The sequence below is a fragment of the Hymenobacter sp. CRA2 genome, assembly GCF_002007105.1.
Taxonomy (GTDB): domain Bacteria; phylum Bacteroidota; class Bacteroidia; order Cytophagales; family Hymenobacteraceae; genus Solirubrum.
In genome coordinates this window covers 87,066-111,969 of sequence record NZ_MVBC01000018.1, presented here as the reverse complement: position 1 = coordinate 111,969, position 24,904 = coordinate 87,066, and the positions used below count along the sequence as shown (strand labels likewise).

The 24,904-nt window shown below is 63.2% G+C and carries 19 protein-coding genes; 11 read left to right on the top strand and 8 right to left on the bottom strand.

Annotated elements, in window-relative coordinates:
* The 8 genes from B0919_RS21960 to B0919_RS21925 form a co-directional block, all read left to right on the top strand.
* Positions 1–190, top strand: a 190-nt coding sequence (locus B0919_RS21960; RefSeq protein ID WP_139361981.1) for a transposase, incomplete at its 5' end; no start/stop codon positions are given.
* An 18-nt stretch (positions 191–208) separates the two neighbouring features.
* The gene (locus B0919_RS21955; protein WP_078014447.1) at positions 209–502 is read left to right on the top strand and encodes an L-rhamnose mutarotase; all 294 of its coding nucleotides are present in this window, start codon (positions 209–211) and stop codon (positions 500–502) included.
* 227 nt (positions 503–729) lie between these two features.
* On the top strand, positions 730–2,118 hold the full coding sequence (locus tag B0919_RS21950) for a glycoside hydrolase family 28 protein (protein WP_078014446.1): 1,389 nt from the start codon (positions 730–732) through the stop codon (positions 2,116–2,118).
* An 82-nt stretch (positions 2,119–2,200) separates the two neighbouring features.
* Complete coding sequence (gene fucP / locus B0919_RS21945; RefSeq protein ID WP_078014445.1) at positions 2,201–3,463, top strand: L-fucose:H+ symporter permease; 1,263 nt, start codon at positions 2,201–2,203, stop codon at positions 3,461–3,463.
* 98 nt (positions 3,464–3,561) lie between these two features.
* A complete protein-coding gene (locus B0919_RS21940; protein WP_078014444.1) occupies positions 3,562–4,326 on the top strand; it encodes an SDR family NAD(P)-dependent oxidoreductase in 765 nt (254 codons plus the stop codon).
* Positions 4,327–4,570: 244 nt separating this feature from the next.
* On the top strand, positions 4,571–5,431 hold the full coding sequence (locus B0919_RS21935; RefSeq protein WP_078014443.1) for a fumarylacetoacetate hydrolase family protein: 861 nt from the start codon (positions 4,571–4,573) through the stop codon (positions 5,429–5,431).
* Positions 5,418–6,248 (top strand): amidohydrolase family protein, encoded by an 831-nt coding sequence (locus tag B0919_RS21930; protein ID WP_078014442.1) that lies wholly within the window; start codon positions 5,418–5,420, stop codon positions 6,246–6,248. The genes B0919_RS21935 and B0919_RS21930 overlap by 14 nt, the downstream gene beginning before the upstream one ends.
* A 136-nt stretch (positions 6,249–6,384) precedes the next feature.
* Positions 6,385–7,176, top strand: coding sequence for an SDR family oxidoreductase (locus B0919_RS21925; protein ID WP_078014441.1), 792 nt, complete (start codon positions 6,385–6,387; stop codon positions 7,174–7,176).
* Positions 7,177–7,501: 325 nt separating this feature from the next.
* On the opposite strand, the gene B0919_RS21915 is transcribed toward B0919_RS21925, so the two are convergent.
* The 7 genes from B0919_RS21915 to B0919_RS21885 form a co-directional block, all read right to left on the bottom strand.
* On the bottom strand, positions 7,502–8,065 hold the full coding sequence (locus tag B0919_RS21915; protein ID WP_078014439.1) for a lactate utilization protein C: 564 nt from the start codon (positions 8,063–8,065) through the stop codon (positions 7,502–7,504).
* Positions 8,066–8,169: 104 nt separating this feature from the next.
* Positions 8,170–9,534: a lactate utilization protein B gene (locus B0919_RS21910; RefSeq protein WP_078014438.1), complete on the bottom strand. Its 1,365-nt coding sequence runs from the start codon at positions 9,532–9,534 to the stop codon at positions 8,170–8,172.
* A 132-nt stretch (positions 9,535–9,666) separates the two neighbouring features.
* Positions 9,667–10,464: a (Fe-S)-binding protein gene (locus tag B0919_RS21905; protein WP_078014437.1), complete on the bottom strand. Its 798-nt coding sequence runs from the start codon at positions 10,462–10,464 to the stop codon at positions 9,667–9,669.
* Positions 10,465–10,632: 168 nt separating this feature from the next.
* Positions 10,633–11,961, bottom strand: coding sequence for an FGGY-family carbohydrate kinase (locus tag B0919_RS21900; protein WP_078014436.1), 1,329 nt, complete (start codon positions 11,959–11,961; stop codon positions 10,633–10,635).
* A gap of 10 nt (positions 11,962–11,971) precedes the next feature.
* The gene (locus B0919_RS21895) at positions 11,972–13,252 is read right to left on the bottom strand and encodes a TIM barrel protein (protein WP_078014435.1); all 1,281 of its coding nucleotides are present in this window, start codon (positions 13,250–13,252) and stop codon (positions 11,972–11,974) included.
* Between the two features lie 245 nt (positions 13,253–13,497).
* On the bottom strand, positions 13,498–14,511 hold the full coding sequence (locus B0919_RS21890) for a GntR family transcriptional regulator (protein WP_078014434.1): 1,014 nt from the start codon (positions 14,509–14,511) through the stop codon (positions 13,498–13,500).
* Positions 14,512–14,864: 353 nt separating this feature from the next.
* Positions 14,865–16,973 (bottom strand): bifunctional aldolase/short-chain dehydrogenase, encoded by a 2,109-nt coding sequence (locus B0919_RS21885; protein WP_078014433.1) that lies wholly within the window; start codon positions 16,971–16,973, stop codon positions 14,865–14,867.
* Between the two features lie 240 nt (positions 16,974–17,213).
* Here B0919_RS21885 and rhaT point away from each other — a divergent pair, with 240 nt between their 5' ends.
* On the top strand, positions 17,214–18,341 hold the full coding sequence (rhaT, locus tag B0919_RS21880; RefSeq protein WP_078014432.1) for an L-rhamnose/proton symporter RhaT: 1,128 nt from the start codon (positions 17,214–17,216) through the stop codon (positions 18,339–18,341).
* 424 nt (positions 18,342–18,765) lie between these two features.
* Here the strand turns inward: rhaT and B0919_RS21875 are convergent, their stop codons facing one another.
* On the bottom strand, positions 18,766–19,542 hold the full coding sequence (locus tag B0919_RS21875) for a rhamnogalacturonan acetylesterase (protein WP_078014431.1): 777 nt from the start codon (positions 19,540–19,542) through the stop codon (positions 18,766–18,768).
* A gap of 377 nt (positions 19,543–19,919) precedes the next feature.
* On the opposite strand from B0919_RS21875, the gene B0919_RS21870 reads away from it, so the two are divergent.
* Together B0919_RS21870 and B0919_RS21865 are read left to right on the top strand one after the other, a co-directional pair.
* A complete protein-coding gene (locus B0919_RS21870) occupies positions 19,920–23,168 on the top strand; it encodes a SusC/RagA family TonB-linked outer membrane protein (protein ID WP_139362318.1) in 3,249 nt (1,082 codons plus the stop codon).
* A gap of 92 nt (positions 23,169–23,260) precedes the next feature.
* Positions 23,261–24,781 carry a RagB/SusD family nutrient uptake outer membrane protein gene (locus tag B0919_RS21865; protein ID WP_078014430.1) on the top strand — a complete coding sequence of 507 codons (1,521 nt, stop codon included), beginning with the start codon at positions 23,261–23,263 and terminating at the stop codon, positions 24,779–24,781.
* Positions 24,782–24,904 lie beyond the last annotated feature (123 nt).

Genomic DNA, 24,904 nt, shown 5'->3' with positions numbered 1-24,904 from the left:
ACCCCGGCGCAAGCGCCGCCACCCCCGCGCCTTCGACGCGCAACGCTATGCCCAACGCCACCCGGTCGAGCGGCTCTTCAGCCGCCTCAAGCAGTTCCGGCGCGTGGCCACACGCTATGAAAAGCTGAATGCGCATTTCCTGGCATTCATCCACCTCGCCGCTACCGTGCTCTGGCTGCGTGACTGTTAACACTTCCTAGCCTTTACCATGCAGCTCAAGCCCGGCGCCGCGGCCGAGTACCAGCGTCGGCACGCCGACATCTGGCCAGCACTGTCTGCCGCGCTGCACGAGGCGGGCATCCGCGACTATTCCATCTTTCTCGACGAAGCCAGCGGGCGGCTCTTCGCGGTGCAGAAGCGCCTGCCCGGCTACACGGCCGCCGTGCTGCCCACGCTGCCCGTAGTGCAGCGCTGGTGGGCCTACATGGCCGACCTGATGGACACCAACCCCGACCACTCGCCCGTGGTGCAGGAATTGCGGCGGGTGTTTCACGCCGACTAAGCCACGGCCTGCGGCGCACAAAACCGCCGATAGCAGGAGGGTGCGGGAGGGTGCCCGGTCCGGGCAGGCGCAAATTGGCACCGTGGGAATGATCCTGGCTGGCGGCCCTAAGCCGGGCCCGGGCCAAGCGGTAGCGTCACCTACCGCCAAGCGTCCGACCCGGCGGCGGGGCGCCAGTCAGGGCTACTCCGCGCTGCTGCCCCGTCCGCCCTCAACCCGTCCCGCTTATGCATTCCCTGCTACACCTCCTGCTGCCGTTGCTGGCCTGGCTTGGCTTGCACACGGCTCCTGCTCCCGCCGCAGCCGACCCGGACTGGGTCCGGCAGGTGGGCGCCAAAACCCAGCCCGCGACCAAGACCGTCTTCCAGGCGACGAAGTACGGAGCCGTGGCCGACGGCAAAACCCTCAACACCCAGGCCATCCAGAAGGCCATCGACGCGGCTGCCAGGAAGGGCGGCGTGGTCACCTTCGCGCCGGGGCAGTACCTGACGGGCTCCCTCTTCCTGAAGAAAGGCGTGACGCTGGACATTCCGAAGGGCGTGACCCTGCTCGGCAGCCAGGATCTGAAAGACTACCCCGACATGCCCTCGCGCGTGGCCGGCATCGAGATGGTGTGGCCCGCGGCGCTGATCAACGTGCTGGGCCAGGACAACGTGGCCATCACCGGCCAGGGCACCATCGATGGGCAGGGCAAGCCCTTCTGGGATAAGTACTGGGCCATGCGCAAGGAGTACGACGCCAAGCGCCCGCGCCTGCTCATCGTGGCCAATTCCTCGAACGTGACCCTGAAGGGCCTCACCTTGCAGCGCTCCGGTTTCTGGACGGTGCACGTGCTCTACTCCCAGAACGTAACGGCCGACGGCCTCGTCATCCGCAACAACGTGGGCGGCCACGGCCCGAGCACCGACGGCATCGACATCGACTCCAGCAGCTACGTGCTGGTGCAGAACTGCGACATCGACTGCAACGACGACAACTTCTGCCTCAAGGCCGGCCGCGACTGGGACGGCCTGCGCGTGAACCGCCCCGCCGAGTACATCCTCATCCAGAACTGCGTGGCCGGCGCCGGCGACGGGCTGTTTACCTGCGGCTCCGAAACCTCGGGCGGCATCCGCCACGTCATTGCCCGCGGGCTCAAGGCGAAGGGCACCAAGGTGGGCATCCGCATCAAATCGGCTCTGAACCGCGGCGGTACCGTGGAGGACATCGTGGTCGATGACATCGAAATGGACGGCGTGGGCACGGCCATCCTGATGACCATGAACTGGAACCCGGCCTATAGCTACTCCACGCTGCCCGCCGGCTACACCCAGGAAACCCTGCCCGACCACTGGAAGAAGATGCTGGCCAAGGTGGAGCCGGCCGAGCGCGGCCTGCCCCACTTCAAGGACGTGACCATCACCAACGTGCGGGTGAAAAACGCTAAAACGGCCGTTTCGGCCGAAGGCCAGGCCAATTCGCTGCTCGAAAACATGCGCCTGGAAAACATCACCATGACCGCCGCCACCGCGGGCGTCATCAACTACGCAGCGGGCTGGAGCGTGAAAAACCTCAACATCACCGCCGACGACCAGGAGTCCGTAGCCGTGCAGAACAGCGCCGGCATGAAGTACTAAATCCACCAGGCCCGCCCCGGTTGTGCGCAGCCGGGGCGGCCTTTTATCTACATCGGCCGACCACCTTACCCGCCGCATTCGCATGAAACCATCCCGCAACCTGTTCGCGGTGGGGCTCATCACCTCGCTGTTTTTTCTCTGGGGCTTCGCGCTGAACCTGAACCCCATCCTGATTCCGCACCTGAAGAAAGCCTGCCAGCTCACCGACACGCAGTCGGCCCTCATCGACTCGGCTTCCTACGTGGCCTACTTCCTGATGGCCCTGCCCGCCGGCTGGTTTATGCACCGCTACGGCTACAAGGGCGGCATCATCGTGGGGCTGCTGCTGTTTGCCTTCGGCGCCTTCCTGTTTTACCCCGCCGCCGAAACGCGCACCTACGCCTACTTCCTCGGCGCGCTCTTCATCATCGCCTGCGGGCTGACGTTTCTCGAAACCGCAGCCAATCCCTACGTAACCGTGCTCGGCGACCCGGACGGCGCCACCCAGCGCCTGAACTTCGCGCAGTCGTTTAACGGGCTGGCGGCCACGCTGGCGCCGTTTCTGGGCGGGCAGTTCATCCTGTCGGGCCGCTCCCTCTCGGCCGCGGAAGAAGCCGCCATGTCGCCGGCGCAGCTGAGCCAGTACCTCAGCCATGAAGCCAGTGCTGTGCAGGCGCCCTACCTTATTATCGGGGCGGTGGTGCTGCTGGTAGCCGTGGCGCTGTACTTCACCCGCCTGCCCGATATCGTGGAGCACGACGACGCAGTGGGTAGCGCCGGCGCCACGACCAGCATCTGGCAGGAGAAAAACCTGTTGTTCGGCGTGCTGGCGCAGTTCTTTTACGTGGGGGCGCAGGTGTGCATCAGCAGCTTCTTCATCCGTTTTGCCGGGCGCGTGGCGGGGGTGGAAGAAAAGGCCGCCGCCAATTTTCTGGCGGCCGCGCTCTTCGGCTTCATGGTAGGCCGCTTCATCGGCACGGCGCTGATGCGGGTGGTGCCGCCGGCGCGGCTGCTGGCCTTTTACTGCGTGGCCAACGTGGTGCTGGTGGGCCTGGCCGTGGCGCTGGAAGGCACACTGCCGGTGTATGCGCTGATGGGCGTGGAGTTCTTTATGAGCATCATGTTCCCGACCATCTTCTCGCTCGGCATCCGCGGCCTCGGGGCCAAGACCAAAACCGGCTCCTCGCTCATCATCATGAGCATCGTGGGCGGGGCCATGTTCCCGGTGCTCATGGGCTGGGTGTCTGATCTGAGCTCCATCCAAACGGCCTACGTGGTGCCCGGCGCCTGCTTCCTGGTAGTGCTGCTCTTCGCCCTGAAAAACGCCCGCGTAAAAACCGCCAACGTGCTGGTGGCCGCACACTGAATAACAAGGGAGAATGAGGAATGAAGAAGGATGAGCCCGCGCCGCCCTTCATATTCACCGTTCTTCCCGCCTTCTTTCCCCATCTTCCTTACGCAAGCATGTTCAACCTAAACGGCAAGACGGCCGTCATTACCGGCGGCGGCTCGGGCATCGGGCGCGCCATCAGCCTGCTATTTGCCAAGCAGGGCGCCACCGTGCACATCATCGAGCTGAGCGCCGAAGCCGGCCAGGCCACTGCCGACGAAATCGGCGCGGCCGGTGGCGCGGCCCACATTCACGCTGCCGACGTGAGCCAGCAGGCGCAGGTACAGGCCGTGTTCGAGGCCATCGGCCGGGTCGACATCCTCGTGAACAATGCCGGCATTGCCCACATCGGCAACGTGGAAACGACCTCCGAGGCCGATTTCGACCGCGTGTACCAGGTAAACGTGAAAGGCGCCTACAACTGCCTCCACGCTGCCGTGCCGCGGATGAAGCAGCAGGGCGGGGGCGCCATCCTCAATCTGGCCAGCATTGCCGCCCACGTGGGCCTTTCCGACCGCCTGGCCTACAGCATGAGCAAGGGCGCCATCTTCGCCATGACGCTGTCGGTGGCCCGCGACTACCTGGCCCACGGCATCCGCTGCAACAGCGTGTCGCCGGCCCGCGTGCACACGCCCTTCGTCGACGGGTTCATCGCTAACAACTACGCCGGGCACGAGGCGGAAATGTTCGAGAAACTGTCGAAAAGCCAACCCATCGGGCGCATGGCCAAGCCCGAGGAAGTAGCCGCCCTGGCCCTGTACCTCTGCTCCGACGAAGCGGGCTTCGTCACCGGCTGCGACTACCCGCTCGACGGCGGGTTTATCAAGCTGAATAACTGATATTTAGTGTCTGGTGCCCGATATAGGTGCTTGACCAAACCAAAAAGACGTCATCCTGAGGCGTAGCCGAAGGACCTTTCTCCAGCTTCGCACCGCCGTCGAAGCGCAGCCACTAACCATTAGTGCGCCTAGGGTAATTTACCCAGAACTTAGCCGTCAGAGCAGGATAGGAGGGAGGTCCTTGACTAGGTCGACCTTCCGGTTCGCTTTGCTCAGGATGACGGCCTGAACCTTACTCCACTCTATGAAACTCATCCGCTTTGGTCTGCCCGACCAGGAAAAACCCGGCGTCATCGTCGGCGGCACGCGCTACGACGTGTCGGCCCACTTCGTCGACTACGACGAGAAGTTCTTCACCCACGGCGGCTTGCAGCAGCTGGCTGATTTGCTGCAAAACGCGGAGTTGAGCCAGCTGCCCGTGGTAGCCGACGAGGTGCGCCTGGGTTGCCCAGTGGCCCGACCCAGCAAAATCGTGTGCGTGGGCCTGAACTACGCCGACCACGCCCGCGAAACCGGCGCCGCCGCGCCCGCCGAGCCCATCCTGTTCATGAAGTCGACCACCGCCGTGGTGGGTCCGAACGACGACCTTATCATCCCCAAGAACTCGGTGAAAACCGACTGGGAAGTGGAACTGGCCGTGGTTATTGGCAAGAAAGCCTCCTACGTGGAAGAAGCCAACGCCCTGCAGTACGTGGCCGGTTATGCCCTGCACAACGACGTGTCGGAACGCGAATTCCAGATCGAGCGCGGCGGCACCTGGGACAAGGGCAAGGGCTGCGACACCTTTGCGCCCATCGGCCCCTGGCTAGCCACGCCCGACGAGCTGGGCGACATCGATAACCTGCGCCTGTGGCTGGCCGTGAACGGGCGCATGATGCAAGACGGCACCACCGCCGAGCTGATTTTCCGCATTCCGCACCTGATCAGCTACATCTCGCAGTTTATGACCCTGCTGCCCGGCGACGTAATTTCCACCGGTACCCCGGCAGGCGTGGGCCTGGGCATGAAGCCGCCCGTGTACCTGCAGCCCGGCGACGTGGTGGAGCTGGGCATCGACGGCCTGGGCACCTCGCGGCAGCAAGTGAAGGCGTATGGCCAGAATTGACGCCCACCAGCACTTCTGGCAATACCAGCCCGAGCGCGACGCCTGGATAACGGACGACATGGCCGTTATCCAGCGCGACTTTCTGCCCGAAGACCTGGCGCCGCTGCTGCAAGAGCACGGCTTCGACGGCTGCGTGGTGGTGCAGTCGGACCAGTCGGAAGCCGAAAACGAGTTTCAGCTGGCTAATGCCGCCGCGCACGACTTCATCCGCGGCGTGGTGGGCTGGGTGGATCTGCGCGCCGAGAACGTGGCCGAGCGGCTGGCGCATTACAGCCAGTTCGCGAAGCTGAAAGGCTTCCGCCACGTCCTGCAGGGCGAAGCCGACCGCACCCTGATGCTCACCCCAGCCTTCCAGCGCGGCATCCGAGCCCTATTAGCCCACGGCTTCACCTACGACGTGCTCATCTTCCCCGATCAGCTGCCGTATGCCGCCGAACTGGCCGCCGCGCACCCGCATCAGCCCTTCCTGCTCGACCACATTGCCAAGCCCTACATCAAGCGCGGCGAAATCGACGACTGGAAGCGCGACATCCAGAACCTGGCCGCCCGCGACAACGTGTGCTGCAAGGTATCCGGAATGGTAACCGAAGCTGACTGGCACGGCTGGCAGCCGGCCGACTTCCGGCCCTACCTCGACGTGGTATTCGACGCCTTCGGCCCCAGCCGAGTCATGTTCGGCTCCGACTGGCCCGTGTGCCTGGTGGCCGGCCAGTACGGGCAGGTAGTCGATTTGGTGCAGCAGTACCTAGCCGGCTTCTCCGCCGACGAGCAGCGCCGCTTCTGGGGCGACAACGCCGCGCAGTTCTACCGGCTGTAGCGACGTGCAGTCGCGTCTAGTCGTTGAACGGTTATTGTTGAACAGCCCGCGTTGAGAGGCCAGAACTGTGCGCTTTAAATAACATCAGCAACGATTGAGACGCGAGTACGCGTCTCTACATCCGACAATCCAACCAATGAATCTGGAGCTTCAGGACAAAGTCATCATCGTCAGCGGCGGGGCCAAGGGCATCGGCGAGGGCATCGTGCGGGTGCTGGCCGCCGAGGGCGCCATTCCCGTCATCATCGGCCGCAACGAAGCCGACAACCAGCAGGCCGTGGCGGCCGTGGAAGCGGCTGGCGGCCGCGCCGGGCAGGTAGCCGCCGAGCTGGCCGACCCCGAGGCCTGCGAGCGGGCCGTGCAGCAGGTCATCGATCAATTCGGCCGCATCGACGGGCTCGTGAACAACGCCGGCGTCAACGACGGGGTAGGGCTGGAGCACGGCGACTACGCGGGCTTCATGGCTTCCCTGCACAAGAACGTGGTGCACTACTACCTGCTGGCCCACCACGCGCTGCCGGAACTGAAAAAGCACAAGGGCAGCATCGTCAACATCACCTCCAAAACCGCCGAAACCGGGCAGGGCAATACCTCGGCCTACGCCGCGGCCAACGGCGCCCGCAACGCCCTGACCCGCGAGTGGGCCGTGGAGCTGCTCAAGTACCAGATCCGCGTCAACGCCGTGGTGGTGGCCGAAAGCTGGACCCCGGCGTACGAAACCTGGATTCAGACCCTGCCCAACCCCGAGGAAAAGCTGCGCGAAATCACCAGCAAGATTCCGCTGGAAAACCGCATGACCACGCCCGAAGAAATTGCCAACGCGGTAGCTTTCCTGCTCTCGCCGCGCAGTTCGCACACCACTGGCCAGATTGTCCACGTCGATGGCGGCTACGTGCACCTCGACCGCGCCCTGGCTAACGCTGATTAGCGCGGTTTTGCTTGCGCGGTGTAGGTTCCGGAGCTTAGGTTGCGCTGAAATCCGCTGGCCTTGCAGCATGAATCGACCGTACCGAATAGTCATTGGCAGTCCAGTCGACTACGAAGAGCTGGTAGCGTACATCGTTATCAACGGGATGTATGTGGCTTTGCTGGATCAGGATCAGGGCGAGCTTAACGTAACCCTCCTGAGCGAGGTGAAAGGGCTTCCTTTCGACGTATTTGTGGAGGCACTTCAGGACGCAAAACGGCAACTACTGCAGTAGTTGCCGTTTGCTTTTGGGCGGCCTGTTTTGGTTCGGTGCCTGCCTGCTGGACTAGCGTAGCAGCACCACCAGGCTGCGCGCCCCGTGCGCCCCGATAACCAAGGATTGCTCGATATCCGCCGTCTTGGACGGCCCGGCTATGAACACGCCGTAATTGCCGGTGTGCTGCACGGCCGCGTAGGCCTGGTGCATGGTGGCCACGATGCTGCGGTGGTCGAGCACCAGGGCCAGGTGCTGGCTGATCATGGGCAGGGCGCGGTGCAGCATGTTGACTTCAGGCACCCACACCGCGCCGTTTTCGGCCACGCCCAACTCCCCGCGGAGCACGGCCACATCCACGGCTTCTAGCACCTCGGTCGGCGTCTGCTGGTCGACCGGCACAGTCGCCGGAATCAGGTCCGAGGCGATGCGTGTGGCATCGGGGTAGAGCTGGCGCACGACCTGGTCCAGTGGCTGCGCGGGCGCGAGGCGGATTACCTGCCCGCCAATGAAGTGCAGCCAGTGGGTGAACTGCTCCACCGTGGCCTCGCCCGCGAAGTCGGCCACGGGCGGCAGGGGAGTAGCGGCGGGGCGGTTGGCGCGCACCGCCGCCAGAATGGATTCGCGGGAGGGCATATTCGGTGAGATGGTGAATTGGTGAGATGGTGAGTTTGATGTGGTGGTGGCGAGAGCCGCGCGGCTTGCGCAAATGGCACGTCAACTCACCAGTTCACACCTCGCTATTTCACCGTTTGCTGGTACCAGTCGCGGAAGCTTTGCTTGGGCGCTTCGGGCAGTTCGCGGGCTTTGGCCCAGGGGTTGAAGGCAGTGGCGTGGGTGAGGGCGTGGGGCAGGAAGCGCAGGCCTTCGCGGGCTATTTTGCCCCCGAAGCGGTAGATGGCCGGCCGGGCCAGTACACTGCTCAGTAGCTTCATGCCCAGTTTTTTGGAGACTGGCAATTCGCCCTCCTGGGCAATGATCTGCCGCCACTTGTAGAGCTGGGCGTGGATGTCGATTTTGACCGGGCACACATCGGTGCAGGAGCCGCAGAGCGTGCTGGCGAAGGGCAGCGAACTGTGCTGGCGCATGTCGATGTTGGGCGAGAGAATGGCGCCGATGGGCCCGGGCACGGTGAAGTCGTAGCTGTGGCCGCCGCTGCGCCGGTACACCGGGCAGGTGTTCATGCAGGCCCCGCAACGAATGCACTTGAGCGAGTTGCGGAAGTCGGGCCGGCCCAGCTGCCGGGTGCGCCCGTTGTCCACGATGACGATGTGCATCTGCCGGCCCTCAGCGGGTTTGGCAAAGTGCGAGGTGTAAGTGGTGACGGGCTGCCCGGTGGCGCTGCGGGCCAGCAGGCGGGTAAACACGCCCAAATCGGCGGTGCGCGGAATGAGCTTTTCCATGCCCATGCAGGCAATGTGCACCTGGGCCAGGTTCACGCCCAGGTCGGCGTTGCCTTCGTTGGTGCACACCACCACGGCCCCGGTTTCGGCAATGGCGAAATTGACGCCGGTAATGGCCACCTGCCCGATGAGAAACTTCTCGCGCAAATGCCGACGGGCCGCTTCCGTGAGATTCTGCGGGTCCTTTTCGCCCTTGGGCGTGCCCAGGTGCACGTGGAAGGTCTCGCCCACGTCCTCCTTCTTCAGGTGAATGGCCGGCAGCACCAAGTGGCTGGGCGCCTCCTCGCGCAGCTGAACGATTCGCTCCCCGAGGTCGGTATCCACCACCGCAATGCCGTTTTTGATCAGGTACGGATTGAGGTGGCACTCCTCGGTGAGCATGGACTTGCTCTTCACGAGGCTGGTGGCGCCCACGCCGCGCATGATGTCGAGCACGATGCGGTTGTGTTCCTCGGCGTCGGCGGCCCAGTGCACCTGCACACCGTTGGCGCGGGCGTTTTGCTCAAACTGCTCCAGGTACTCGTCGAGGCGGCTGAGGGTGTGCTCTTTGATGTCGGAGGCCAGCTGCCGCAGCTCCTGAAACTCGGGTATAGCGTAGACGGCCTTGTCGCGCTTCTGGCGCACAAACCACAGCGTCTCGTCGTGCCAGGTGGTGCGCTCGGCGTCGCTGGTAAAGGCGGCAGCTCGTTGGGGGTGACTCATGGGCAAAAAGGCCTCGGTCTTGCGTCCGCACCGCTTGGAGGTAGCGCGAACTTTCAGTTCGCGTTTGCCAGAACAGCTCCGGGTGCAGGCAATGAAAATTACTATCTGAGATACGCGAACTGAAAGTTCGCGCTACACACGTTCGGCCGTCGTTGACTGTGGCACAAACGTCGACACCGAAGTGCCCGACGGCTGTAGGGCCACGTTGAAGATTTCGACTGCGTGCAGTACGCGCATCGGCAGCTGCCGGCGGCGCACGATGCCTTGCAGGTGCATCAGGCAGGACATATCCCCGCCAGTAAGTACCTGAGTGCCGTGTTGCAGGTGGTCCTGCACGCGGTCCTGACCCATGCGGGCGGATACGGCTTCCTCGGTGATGCAGAAGGTGCCGCCGAAGCCGCAGCACTCGTCGTTGCGGCTCAGTTCGGTCAGCGTCAGCCCGTCGAGGCTGCGCAGCAGGCGGCTGAGCTGCCCGTCGCGCACTGGCGTCATTTCCGACTCGTTGGCCTGGTGCAGCCCGCGCTGCCCGTGGCAGCTCAGGTGCAGGCCTACCTGGTGCGGAAAGCGGCCCGGCAGCTCCGTCACGCCCAGCACCGAGGTGATGAAGTCAAACAAGTCATAGGTGGCCTGGCGTACGTGCTGCACGGCGCCGGTTTGCTCCACCACGTCGTAGTGCTTGCGCACGTGGTACACGCAGCTGCCCGAAGGCGCCACCACGTAGTCGTAGCCCTGGAAGGTGTCGACGAAGTGCCGGTACACGGGCTTGGCGTCCTGCTCGCAGCCGGTATTGGCCATGGGCTGGCCGCAGCAGGTTTGCTTCACCGGGAAATCAGCCCGCACGCCCAGCTTTTCCAGCAACTGGTAGGTCGCAATGCCCACCTGCGGGTAAAACTGATCGACGTAGCACGGAATAAACAAGCCTACTTTCATGGACAGCTAAAGCTAGTTCCCCTCCTCAGCTGAGGAGGGGCTAGGGGTGGTTGAAAGCTAGAGCCAGGAAGCTAGTTCCAGAAGTCGTTCAACGATGGGTCAACCACCCCTAACGCCTCCTCAACTGAGGAGGGGAACTAGCTCCTTGGCTTCTGGCAACGGTGCGGTTTAGGTAAACAGCAGCTGCGTCTTGGTCCAGGCTTCGCCCTGCTCCAGGTGCGTGAGGGCACCCAGCGCGGTGGCCTGGGGCACTTCCAGGGTGCGGATGTCGGCCTGCGGGAAGTTCCAGCCCAGCACCTGCATAAACAGCGGGTTGCGGGCGAAACCGCCGTCGACGTAGATAATCTGCTCGTCCTGGTACACCAGTTTGATGGACTCGGTCAGGATGTCCATCAGCCCGTGGATGAGCTGGTGGTAGGCCTCGCCGGCCGTCTTGAAGCCCGACAGCTCCCACTCGGTCACCGGCTCGTCGGGGAAGGGGCCGGTGCCGGCCATGCACCACGGATGGAACGGCGCGGCGGCTGGGTCGTAGGGACGAGCCAGCACGAAACTGTGGTAGAAATCGGGCTTGACCTGGAAGTGATTGGCAATGCGCTGCACCTGATAGTCGTGCTCCCGGCCGAAGAAGTTGCGCGCGGCCTTGGTCATACGGCCCTTGGGCGAGAGGAAGCTCAGGCAGTCGCGGCGCAGCAGCTCGGGCGTGAGCGGCTGGTCGTTGAAGGGGTTGAGCACCACCGCCCAGGTACCCGTCGAGACGAGCAAAAACGGCTCCTGGCACTCCAGCAGGTAAGGCAGCACGGCCGCAGAGGAGTCGTGCAGGCCCACGCCCACCAGGATGCCGTCGACCACGCCAGCCACGGAGTCCTGCGTCAGCGGGGCCAGCTTGTCGTCGATGCCCTCGCGGTACACCCAGTCGTGGTACTGGCCCTTGGCGTAGTCCCAGAGGCCGGTGTGGCAGCCCACGGAGGTGTAGTCGCTGAAGGCTTCGCCGGTGATGAGGTAGGAGAGGTACTGCGGCAGGTGCAGCGACGTGCGAATGCGCGAAAACTGCTGCGGCTTGGCGTGCTTCAGCCAGTACAGCTGCAGGCCCGAGTTGAGCATGCCCAGCTGCGGCGAGCAGGTAGCGGCCGCAAATTCTTCCTTCGACTGGCCCAGCTCCTGGTAAAAGCGCTCCAGCCACTGTTCGGGCAGGGGCTTGAGGTAGTTGTAGAGCGGCAGCACGGGTTGCCCGTTGGCCCCCAGGTGCACGAAGCTGGCCCCGTAGGAAGTGAAATTCACCCCCTTCACCGAGAAGCGCGAGTTGGTGCGCAGCCCGTGCCAGTGGTCCTGCACCCACTGCGTCAGGCGGGCCAGGCTCTCGCACGGAAAGCCATCGTCATCGACGGTATCCACGCACACGTGCTGCTTTTCTTCTATTATCTGCCGGTCTTCGTCGAAGAGGATGACCTTCTTGTTGGTCTTGCCCACGTCGAAGACGGCATAAATGGTCTTTTTCATACAAGTTGGCTTACAGGCCGGTCGACAGGCTGAGCTTGCCGCGTTGCTGGATGAGTTGCTCGCGCACCGCCGCCGCGCGGTAGGCCGAAATCGGGTCAAGGGCACCGCCGGCCTGCAGGTAGGCGTCCTGCACGAGCGGGCGTACGTCGGTCAGGAAAGCGTCGCGCAGCAGCTCCTCGGCCCGCACCACGTCGTTATTTTGTTGCAGCTCGCTCAACTGGGCGCGGTCTACCAGCAGGGCCTTGGCGTAGGCGCCGAGGATGTTGTCGACCGACTGCAGCAGGTCTTCCAGCGGGTCCTTGGTGTTGTGGCTGGCGTCAATCATGTAGGCCACGGCGGGGTTGCTGACTGCCTGGTCCTGGGCGCCGTCCACTAGCTCGTTGAAGATCAGGAAGAGCTGGAAGGGCTTCATGCTGCCCGTCGTCAGGTCGTCGTCGCCGTACATGGAGCCGTTGAAGTGGAAGCCGCCGAGGCGCCCGAAGTGCAGCAAACGGCCCACGATCTGCTCGATGTTGGTATTGGGCAGGTGGTGGCCCAGATCCACCAGCACCTGCGCCTGCTTACCCAGTTGCTGGCACAGCGAGTAGGAGGTACCCCAGTCGGGGATGATCATGGAGTAGAAGTGCGGCTCGTAGGGCTTGTACTCGATGAGCATGGTCCAGTCGGAGGGCAGCGCCTCGTAGATGGCCGCCAGCGACTCCTGCGTGCGCTGATAGGCGCGGCGGAAGTGCTGCTGCCCGGGGAAGTTCGAGCCGTCGGCCAGCCACACGGTGTGCGTCTTGGCGCCGAGCTGCTCGCCGTAGCGCACGCACTCGATGTTGTGCTGAATGGCCTGCTCGCGCACACCCTGCTCGGTGTGGCACAGGGAGCCAAACTTGTAGGAGTAGGCCTGGTCTTTCTGGTCCTGGAAGGTGTTGGAGTTGACCGAGTCAATCACCAGCTTCTGCTCCGCGAGCTGCTGCTCGATGGCGGCCACGTCCGTAGGAATGTCCCAGGGAATGTGCAGGGAAATCGAGTTGGAGGAGCCGTTGAGCTGGTTGAGCAGGCCAATGTCCTGAATCTTCTCTTCCAGGTTGCGCGGCTCGCCGCCCAGCGGGTAGCGCCCGAAGCGCGTGCCGCCGGTGCCCAGGGCCCAGCTCGGAATGGCTACCTGAAACTGCACCAGCTTCCGGATGACGTCCTGCACATCGAGGCCGCGGCGGCCCAATAGGTCGCGCAGAAACCCGAGGCGCAGCTCGTGTTCGGCCTGTTTGGCGTGGTTGAGGTCGTGAAGGCGTTGGGCGTCGATCATAGTCGCGGAGGGATGGCAACGGCGCGGGCGCTGAGTGAGCGGTTACCGCCCCGGTGGGTGGGACATGGCTAAGCTTAAGCAAAGTACTCCCGACCCTAACCGAAACTGTTCTGAACTCTCCTGCAAGCGGGGAAAAGGATAGAAGAACAAGCGCCGGGTACACGGCTGTGCTTCTAACACAAGAACGTCATGCTGCGACGGGGCGCAGCATGACGTGCCAGATAATTCGTTGGGTTCTTTGGGAATTACAACGACCCGCGCCGGATGGTGTAGAAGGGGTTTTTTACCTTTTCGCGCCGGCCTTGCAGCAGCAGCTCGGCGGCCGTCTGGCCCATGGCCTCGAAGTCGGTGGAAATGACGGTAATGCCCAGCAGCTCCTTCAGGGTGCTGGTGTTGAAGGACAGAATGCCGATTTCACGGCCCAGCAGGTAGGGCGTCTGCCGCACTTTCTTGATCAGCTCGGCCAGGTCGGTGGTTTCCACCACCACGTAGGCTGTGCCGGGCTCCAGCACCTCGTTCATGGCGTTTTCCTTGATGGAAAACTCCTTGCCGTGCTTGGCGCAGAAGGTGCGGAAGCCCCAGGCAATTTCCACCGGGTAGTTGTTGCCCACGCTCGGCAGCACCAGCACCAGCTTGTGGTACTTGGCCAGCAGGTCCGTCACGCCCTCCAGCGCCCCGAAAATGTCCTTGTCGAAATCCTGGTATACCGTCAGGCAAGGGTGTTTCAAGTCCGGAATTTCCTTGTCGAGTAGCACCAGCTCCCCGGCCGGAATGGAGTTCAGAATGGCTTTGTAATCAGCCTTGTCCAGATCCTGGGTGAAATGCGGCATGACCACGTAATAATTGTATTTGCCCATATTCTTTTCCATAATATCCTGAAATAGACTCGCGCTGTAATGGTGAATTTGTAAATCCACCGACGCGCGGCTTCCCAGGGCATTTAGAAAAGCGTAATAAATAATTTTCTTATACGAGCTTAATTTATTGAATACGAGCAGGATTTTGAGCTTGCTCGCGTCGGTGGCCTGCACGTAGTAGCCCTTGCCCTGCACCGAGGTAATGAAGCCGCGGGCCCGCAACTCGCGGTAGGCCTTCTCGACGGTGTCGCGGGCTAGGTAATACTCGGCGCTCAACTCGCTGATGGAGGGCAGTTGGTCTTCGCGCTTCAGTACCCCGCGCTCAATGTCGGTAATGACCGACTGCACAATCTGCTTGTACTTCGGAGTCTTGTCAAAGGGCTTAAACTGCAGCTTATACATGCCGGAAGCGCGGACGCAAAAGGTGAGAGCCCAGCCCGGCGACCCGGGCTACTGCCCACGCGCTGCGCCAACAGCAACCTGGCAGCGTTCGGGTAAGGTGCAAAACCATAAGCCGCAGAACTGGGGTGGGAGGAGGATTTTTGACAGTCAAAACTTAACGAATTCGGCGCAAATGGGGAAGGTCGCGGTGGGAATAGTTGTGCAATCGATATCGGGAACGTTCCCAATGAATTGCCTTTATAGACGAAATGAATAGAGGTATTTATTTGTGCCGACGTTTGAGCAATTGGAAATCAAATAAATAAGCCGGCCTTGCGGGCCGGCTTATTTATTTTCGGACAGAAAGTTGCGAATTAGCGCACGAAGGCCATAGCCACGCCGCCGTCCACGTTCAGTACGTTGCCCGTGGACTTGGCCAGCGAGCCATCCACGAACACGAGCACCGCCTTGGCAATGTCCTCGGCCAGCACTTCCTCGCCCAGCAAGGTGCGCTTGGCGTAGTGCGCCGGCAGGTCTTCCACCGACACGCCGTAGGCCTTGGCGCGGCCAGCGGCCCAGTCGCCTTCCCAGATCTTGGAGCCGCGCAGCACGGCGTCGGGGTTCACGGTGTTGACGCGGATTTTGTCGGGGCCCAGCTCAGCCGCGAGCAGGCGCGACATATGCAGCTGAGCAGCTTTAGCCGTGCCGTAGGCCACGTTGTTGGGGCCGGCTACGAGGCCGTTTTTGCTGGCAATGTTCACCACGTCGCCGCCCAGGCCCTGCTGGCGCTGGATTTCCACGGCCTGCTGGGTCACCAGGAACTGGCCTTTCACCAGCACGTCGTTCAGGATGTCCCAGTCGGCTTGCGTCGTCTCGCTCAGCGGCTTGCTGATCGACAAACCGGCGCAGTTCACCACGATATCCACGCCGCCGAACTGCAGCACCGATTGGCGCAGCGACTCGGCAATGCTCTCGGCGCTGGTTACGTCGATGCCGGCGGTGAGGGCATTGTCCTTGCCGTACTGTTTGCGCAGCTCGGTTTGGGTTTCTTCCAGCCGGTCGCGGTCGGTAGCTACCACGCAGGCGCCGTTTTGCAGCAGGATTTCGCAGATAGCCTTGCCGATGCCGCCGGTGCCGCCCGTCACGTAGGCCACCTGGCCCGATAGGCTCTTGGGCTTGGGCATGCGCTGCAGCTTGGCTTCTTCCAGCAGCCAGTACTCGATGTCGAAGGCTTCCTGCTCAGGCAGGCCTTGGTATTCCGATACGGCTTCGGCCCCGCGCATCACGTTGATGGCGTTGGTGTAGAACTCGGCAGCTACGCGGGCGGTCTGTTTGTCTTTGGCGAAGGTGAACATGCCCACGCCGGGCCACAGAATCACCACCGGGTTCGGGTCGCGGCGGGCGGGCGAGTTGGCGTGCTTGCTGCGCTCGTAGTAGGCGGTGTAGTCCTGGCGGTAGGCCTCAAACTGCTCCTGTAGGTACTCCTTCACCGCCGGCAGCGGCTGGTGCATCTGCGCCGGATCGAGCACCAGCGGGCGGATTTTGGTGCGCAGGAAGTGGTCGGGGCAGGAGGTGCCCAGGCGCGCGAGGCGCTCCAGGTCGTTGGAATTCACGAACTCCAGCACCCGCGAATCATCCGTGTAGTGGCCGAGCATGCGGCGGTGGCCCGAGGCCAGCCCGCGCAGGGTGGGCATCACGGCGGCGGCCTGCTGGCGGCGCTGGGCGGCGTCCAGGGTTTGCTCCTGCTTCACGCCGCCGAACACGGGCCGACGCTTGCCGTAGTTTTCTTCGAGGTAGGCGGCAGCCTGCTCGATAACCTCCAGCGTATTGATATAGGAGTCGTAGCTGGTGTCGCCCCAGGTGAAGAGGCCGTGGCCGCCGAGGATGACGCCGCGCAGGCCGGGGTTGTTCTTCACCGTTTCCTCCAGTTTCAGGCCGAGGTCGAAGCCGGGGCGCTGCCAGGGCAGCCAGGCCATGGTGTCGCCCCAGATTTCCTTCATGATCTGCTCGCCGTCCTTGCTGGCCGCAATGGCAATCAGCGCATCGGGGTGCAGGTGGTCGATGTGTTTGAAGGGCAGCAGGCCGTGCAGCGGGGTATCGATGCTGGGCGCGGCGCACTTGGGGTCGAACAGGCAGTGGTCGAACAGGGCTACCATCTCGTCCTCGAACTGCAGGCCGCGGTAGCGCTGCTTCAGGGCGTGCAGCTTGTCGACGTAGAGGTTGGCGCAGCCGGCCTTGGTCAGCGTGCCGATGTCGCCGCCCGAGCCTTTCACCCACATTACTTCCACCGGCTGGCCGGTGACGGGGTCGGTTTCAGTGATTTTGCAGGAAGTATTGCCGCCGGCGTAATTGGTCAGGCGCAGGTCGGCACCGAGCAGGTTCGAGCGGTACAGGAACAGGGCTACTTCGTCGCCGGCCAGCTGGGCGGCCTTGGCCTCGTCCCACAGGTAGCTGACGTGCTGGAAGGTGAGCGTTTTTTCCATAGTGCGCCTTGGTTGAATGTCGCGGAGAAAGGGTAAGGGAATTAGCTTTGAGACAAAGTACGTCCTTGCCTGCGCCGCTCACATCCTGCACTCTCCTGCTCAAGGTGAAAAATATCGGGCCGAGGGCTAGTAGGTTAGCCCCAGTGAGTAAGCATTTACTCGGAGTCAGGAGGGAGCAGGAGAGTTTGGGCTATTTTAAAGGGCAGCTTTGCCCCACACCCACCAAATTCACCACCCGTTATGGCCGTCCTCTGGGGAGTCATTCTGCACGCATTGGGAGGCTTTGCCTCGGGCAGCTTCTACCTGCCCTACAAGAAAGTGAAGGGCTGGGCCTGGGAAAGCTACTGGCTGGTCGGCGGTATCGTGTCGTGGCTGGTGGCGCCCATCGTGCTCGGCCTGGCTACCGTGTCGGATCTGTTCCAGGTGCTGGGCCAGGCCTCGGGCTCCGATCTGGCCTGGGTGTACTTCTGGGGCGTGATGTGGGGCTTCGGCGGGCTCACGTTCGGGCTGGCCATGCGCTACCTGGGCCTCTCGCTGGGCATGGCCGTCACGCTGGGTTTGTGCGCGGTGTTTGGCACGGTGGTACCCCCACTCTGGAAAAGTGAGTTTGCCCAGCTGCTGGGCACACCCTCGGGCCGCATGATTCTGATTGGCCTGGCGGTGTGCGTGGCGGGTATTCTGATTTGCGGGGTGGCTGGTATGATGAAGGAGAAGTCTTTGTCGACCGAGCAGAAGCAGGCGTCCATTGCTGAATTTGACCTGCGCAAGGGGCTGCTGGTGGCCGTGTTTTCGGGCGTGATGTCGGCCTGCATGTCCTTCGGCCTCGACGCGGGCCAGGGCATTGCCGACCTTGCGGTGCAGCACGGCACCGACCCGCTCTATAAAAACAACGCCATCCTGGTGGTGGTGCTGCTCGGCGGCCTGACCACCAACGGCCTCTGGTGCCTCTACCTGAACTTCAAGAACAAAACCTTCTCGGACTACACCAACGTGACAGCCCCGGTGGCGCGCAACATCTTCTTCTGCGCCCTGGCCGGCCTGACGTGGTACCTGCAGTTCTTCTTCTACGGCATGGGCGACACCCAGCTCGGCGACTACCGTTTTTCGGGCTGGACGCTGCACATGGCTTTCATCATCACGTTCAGCTCCTTGTGGGGCCTCTACCTGCACGAGTGGCGCGGCGCCAACCGGCCCACCATGCGCACCGTGGCCATTGGCATTCTGGCAGTGGTTTTCTCCACCGTTATTGTGGGCTACGGCAATTATCTGGGTTCGGAAAAACCCACGCAGGAGGCCAAAACCACGGCTCCGGCCAATTCTCAAACCAGCAACTCCAACTCGGCCGACGCGGTAGCCGTGCAACGCTAAGCTCCGGACGGCAGTCATCCGTATATAGTACCTCGTTCCATTAGTCCTAAGTGAGTGAAGTGCAACGGGCGGCCTTGTGGCCGCCCGTTGCATTTAAGCCGAAGCCTGGGCCTAACGCAACCTGAAAGGGCCTGAAGGACAGAGGATGGAAGATGTAATTGATGGGTATGAACTTAGGGCAAATGCCGTTGGGATGCCGTAAAAAAACTTCGCAAATATCGCCTAGCCGTGCAGCCACCGCAGCCGCCCGGCGACCATAGCCCGAAACCGACCTGCGCAGCTACCGTCCCCGGACGCGTTGCGCCTTTTGCCCTACTCGAACTGCGCCTATGATTGGATGAACCTGCGACAACCCCAAGTGAAGTGAACCAAACGGGGGCGGCCAAGCGGCTGCCCCCGTTTGCATTTGCGGCGGGTAGGCAGGTCAGCGCAGGTACTTGCGCAGCGGGCATTTTTTCAGGTCCCTGATGCCCTGCACCACGGTGGCCGCGTTCAGGCGGGCGCCGGCCTCGTTGGTGTGGTCCTGCACGAAGTAGGTGGCCTTGAGCTGTTGCTCGTCGCCGAGGGCATCGTACTGCCGGGCCACCCGCTCGTTCAGGTCGATGAAGTAGGCGTTTTCGCTTTTGGCCACGGCGGCCGCCCAGCCGGCGTAATCGGCGGCGTTGCGCTGCACCCGGCCGCCTTGCCACACGTTGCGCGGCACCAACGAGCACACAATGGGCGTGGCGCCCCGGGCCTTGGTGTCGGCCACGTAGCGTCGCATATACCAGCCGTAGGTATGCACCGTTTCGGCCTGCTGGGTGAGCAGGTTGCGGATGTCCTCCGTTTCGGGGCCGATGCCCTTGAGCGTGCCGCGGGCGCGCAGCGTGTCGTTGACGGGGCCGCCGTCGTTGTGGCCGAACTGCATCAGCACGTAGTCGCCGGGCTGCAGGGTGTGCAGGATGTTGCCCCAGCGGCCCTCGGTGAGGAAGGTGCGGCTGCTGCGCCCGCCGATGGCCTGGTTGCTGATGCGAATACGCGTGGTGTCGAAGTGCTCGGCCAGGAAGCTGCCCCAGCCCCACATCCGGTCGGCGCCTTTGCCCGCGCCGTTGCGCACGGTGGAGTCGCCGATGAGGTAGAGCGTGGGCCGCCGGGCCGGGCGCGAGGCCGTGTGGGTGAGCAGGAGCAGGACCAGAAGGGCCCAGAAACGCAGGTGCAGCATGGCAGTATACCGTTGGTGGTGACATAGCCGGACGGCGCGTTAGGTACCTGCCTCGGCTGAACTACACCAATGTTCGCCAAGCCGCTACAGCTGCCCTTCGGGTACTCACCTGTAGCCAGGCACAGGGCACCGAAAAAAAGGTAACCGCACGACTTTTCTACTGCAAACGACGGGTGAAATCAGCAGCTAATCAGCTGGTTGGGCTAGTTGCGATATGGTGAAATGGGGTAGGTAGGACTGGACTTAGTATAGCAGTTGTAAAATATTGTGAGTACTCACTCACCAAACAGCACTCTACAGGACAGTTTGGGTGAGGTGGGCAAATAGTTTGGCTTTCGATTCCAGACGCAGTTTCCCACTCTACTTCCCTCACAACCATGAACAAAAACTACGCATGGCTACGGTACCGGCCCACGGCAGCGCTGTCGCTGCTGCTGCTGGCCGCGCCGGGCCTGCTGCCCCTGCGGGCGCAGGCCACGGAAGCTTCCCCGGCCGAATGGCAGCTGTCGGGTAAGGTCGTCTCCAACAAGGGCGAGGCCCTGCCGGGGGTGACCGTGGCGCTGAAAGGCACGGCGCGCGGCGCCACCACCGGCCCCGACGGTAGCTTTGCCCTGTCGGTGCCCGAAACGAGCGGAACGCTGGTGTTCAGCTTCGTGGGCTTCCAGACGGTGGAGCGCAAGTTTTCGGGCGCCGAAACCTTTACCGTAACGCTGCTGGAAGACACCAAGGCGCTGGAGGAAGTGGTGGTGGTGGGCTACGGCACGCAGAAGAAAGCCGACGTGACCGGGGCTATTGCCACCTTCGACGTGAGCAAGGTGGAGGAGCGGCCGCTGACGCGCGTGGATCAGGCGCTGGTGGGCCAGATGGCCGGCGTGCGCGTGCAGCAAAATACCGGTGTGCCGGGCCGCGGCCTGAGCGTGCAGGTGCGCGGCGCGGGCTCCATCTCGGCCGGCAACGAGCCGCTCTACGTCCTCGACGGCTTTCCCTTGGACAACGCCTCGCAGAATGGCGGCGGACGCTACGCCAACGGCAGCCCGCTCGACAACCTCAACCCCAACGACATCGAGTCCATTCAGGTGCTGAAGGACGCGGCCGCGGCCGCCATCTACGGCTCGCGTGCCGCCAACGGGGTGGTTATCATCACCACCAAGCGCGGCAAAACGGGCAAGCCGCAGATCAGCTTCAACACCTACGTGGGCGTGAGCCGCCCCGCCAAGAAGCTGGACTTACTCAGCGGCGACGAATGGGTGGAGCGCGCCTCGGAGTGGATCGATGCCAACTGGGTGGCCACCCAGAAGCCTAACGGCCCGCCGCACCTGGCCTCGCAGGACAACAACACCCGGCGCACGATTTACAACCAGGACAACCCCACAACGCCCATTGCGGCCGGGGTCGTCAACACCAACATCATGAAGGACCCGCGGTGGGCCCTGCCCGGGCACCCGGGCCTGCAGTACATCGACTGGCAGGACGAAGCCTTCCGCACCGGCGGCACGCAGAGCTACCAGGTGGCCGCCAGCGGCGCCACCGACAACGTGAACTACTACGTGTCGGGCAACTACACCAATCAAATGGGCTTCATCAAGGGGCTGGATTACAAGCGGTATTCGGCCCGCGCCAACGTGGAAGTGAAGGCCAGCAACCGCCTCAAATTCGGCCTGAATGTGAACCCGACCTACTCCGTCACCGACGACCCCGGCGTGGAAGGCAAGGACAACCGCCTGCACCAGCTCGTGTCGATGGCGCCGGTGGTGGAGGACACGGCCGGCGTCTCCACGGGCTACGGCAAGTACGACCCCTACCGCTGGGGCGTCTCCACGTCGAGCCCGGTGAAGCAGCTGGAAAACTCCATCGGGCGCACCACCTCGTTTCGCACGCTCAGCACCCTGTACGCCGAGTTGGAACTGGTGCGCGACCTGCGCTTCCGCACCACGCTGAACCTGGACAACAACGACGTGGAGGGCAAGTCCTACACGCCGCCCGCGCGCAACCTGCCCACCTCGCTGGCCTCGGGCTCGTACAGCGGCTACCGCCGGCAGACCTTCGTCAACGAAAATACGCTGACCTACAGCAAGACCCTGGCCGATAAGCACGACTTTACGCTGCTGGCCGGCTACTCCTACAACACGGCCAAAATTGACAACGTGCGCCTGGCGGCCTCGGGCGGCTTCATCAACAACACGGTGACCACCCTGAACGCGGCCACCAACATCACCGGCACGGGCTCCAACAACACGACTGAGAGCCGGAGCGTGCTGATTTCCTACTTCGGCCGCCTGCAGTACAGCTACCTGAGCAAGTACCTGCTGAGCACCAGCATCCGCCGCGACGGCTCGTCGCGCTTCGGCTCGCAGTACCAGTTCGGCATCTTCCCGGCCGCCTCGGTGGGCTGGCGCATCTCGCAGGAAAACTTCATGGCCGCCGTGCCCGCCCTTAGCGACCTGAAGCTGCGCGCCAGCATCGGCTTCTCGGGCAACAACAGCATCGGCGACTACAACAGCAAGCAGACGCTGGGCTTCTACAACTACGCCTTCGGGGGCAGCAGCGGCTCGCTGGCCACCGGCCAGGCCCCGAACCGTGCCCCCAACGACCTGCTGAAGTGGGAGCGGAACCGCACCCTCGACTTCGGCCTCGACGTGGGCCTGCTGAAGAACCGCATCTACGCCACCTTCGACTACTACACCAAAACCAGCAAGGACCTGCTGCTGAACGTGCCCATCAACACGGCCTCGGGCTTTCCCACCAACCTGGTGAACATCGGCGAAGTGGAGAACCGCGGCTGGGAAGTGGAGCTGACCACCCACAACCTGAACAACGCCTTCGTGTGGAATACCTCCGTCAACTTCTCCCACAACGAGAACGAGGTGAAGCACCTGGGCCCGGGCGACGCCCCCATTGAGGTAACGTCGGTGGCCAACGAGCCCAACAGCATTCTGCAAGTGGGCCAGCCCATGTACTCCATCTACGTGGTGAAGCAAACGGGCATTCTGTCGCAGGCCGACATCGACGGCGGCGCGGCCCTGTTTGGCAACCAGAAAGCCGGCGACCCGCGCTACGAGGACTACAACGGCGACGGTAAAATCGACACGAACGACCGGCAGATTCTGGGTCAGCCCAACCCAAAGTACACCTGGGGCATCACCAACACCTTCAAGTACAAGGGCTTCGACCTGAGCGTGCTCATTCAGGGGCAGAACGGCGGCTCCATCTACTCGCTGCTGGGCCGCGCCATCGACCGCACCTCGGTGAGCTACCTCGAAAACGCCCTCGGCCACTCGCGCGAGCGGTGGCGCAGCCCCGAAGACCCCGGCAACGGCGAAAAGGGCAAGGTGTACGCCAACTTCGGCTTCCTCAAAAACTCCGACTGGCTGTACTCCTCCGACTACTACCGCGTGCGCAACATCACGCTGGGCTACGACCTGGGCCTGCTGGTGCCGAAGAAAGTGGCGCAGGGCATGCGCATCTATGTGACGGCGGAAAACTGGTTCGGCCACGACAAGTACTACGGCGGCTACAACCCCGACGCGGTGAATACCGACAACGGCAGCACCTTCACCTCGGGCGTGGACTACGGCGGGCTGCCGCTGGCCAAAACCCTGATTCTGGGCCTGAACGCCACTTTTTAGTAGATGTGAGTACAGAGCAGCGAGACGCAAAAGCTTCGTAGCTCCGCCCGCGTCGCGCTCCTAAACTCTTCCTTTCTTCCTCCCGCCAAGCCATGAAAAAGCTATATACCTTCTTGCTGGCCGCCGCGCTGCTGAGCCTGGGCAGCTGCGAGAAAGACCTGGACCAGAACCCGCTGTCCAACGGCTCGGTGCCGGACTTCTACCAGACGGCCACCGATTTCGACCAGGCCCTGACCGCCGTGTACAGCCAGCTGCGCGGCTACCCCGACCGCCTGCTCGTCCTCTCCGAAATTCGTTCCGACAACATTTACGGCGTGAGCAGCCAGGGCGTGCGCGACTGGGACCCGATCAACAACTTCAACTCCACGCTGGCCATCAACCCCTACGTGAGCGACACGTGGGCCCAGGACTACAACGCCATCTACCGGGCCAACCTGTTTCTGGACCAGCTGAACGAGCGCGGCGGCGCCGTGCTGAACGAGACGCTGCGCAAGCGCTACGAGGCCGAAGCCCGGTTCCTGCGCGCCTTTCACTACTTCGACCTGGTGCGCACCTTCGGGGCGGTGCCGCTGATTGAGCGCGCCGTGGGCCCCGAGGAAGTAGCCAAAATCGGGCGGGCGCCCGTGGCCCAGGTCTACGAGCTGATCATCGCAGACCTGACCTTTGCCACCACCAACCTGGCCACCACCTACACCGGCGCCAACGTGGGTCGGGCCTCCACCGGCGCGGCCAAGGGCCTGCTGGCACTGGTGTACCTCACGCGCTCGGGCCCCACGTACAACATCGCGGGCCCGGGCCTGGCTACCAACGACTACGCCGCCGCCATCACCCTGCTCGACGACATCATCAACGCTCGCGGCACGGCCCGCTACGCGCTGATTACGGCCACCGGCTCGGCCCCGAGCGCCTACGGCAACGTCTTCTCCTACGCCAACGAAAACAACGCCGAGGTACTCTTCGACGTGCAGTACATCGTGGGCAACGGCGCTACGCACCCTGGGCTGCTGGTGCCCCCCGGCTACTTCACCTCGCTGGGCATTCCGTTCGACTCGCGCGGCATCGAAATCAAGCCCGTTTCGACCGACCTGCTGACCTCCTACGCCGCCAACGACCCGCGCAAAGCCTTCGCCATCCAGACAGGCTACACCACCACCAACCCCGCCTTCACGGAAAACCGCTCGCTGTTCAAGAAGTACATCAGCGCCGCCGGCCGCGGCACCGGCGGCACCGACTGGCCCATCAACTTCATCACCATGCGCTACGCCGACGTGCTGCTGCTCAAAGCCGAAGCCCTGTTGCGTAGCGGCGGCTCGGCCGGCGACGCCGCGGCCCTGGTGAACCAGGTGCGCGCCCGCGCCGGGCTGTCGGCTCTCACCAGCATCACGCTGCCGCAGCTGATGGAGGAGCGCCGCCGCGAGTTTGCCGCCGAGGGCCTGCGCTGGCACGATCTGGTGCGCACGGGCCTTGTGCTGACGGTGATGAACGACTGGATTGCGCGCGAAAACCCGGGCGGCAAGATCCAGCAGGTGGTGCCCAACTACATCATCTACCCCGTGCCGCAGAGCGAGCTGAGCGCCACCCCGGGCCTGTATGCCCAGAACCCGGGGTACTAGCATGGCCCGCTGACTGCTGTCCTGGTAAGCCCGGTTTTTCGCTGCCCGCGCAGCCGAAAGCCGGGCTTCCTACCTTACCGCTCACCATCCCACGGCCCAGCCCCGGGCGAAAACGATTTGCTC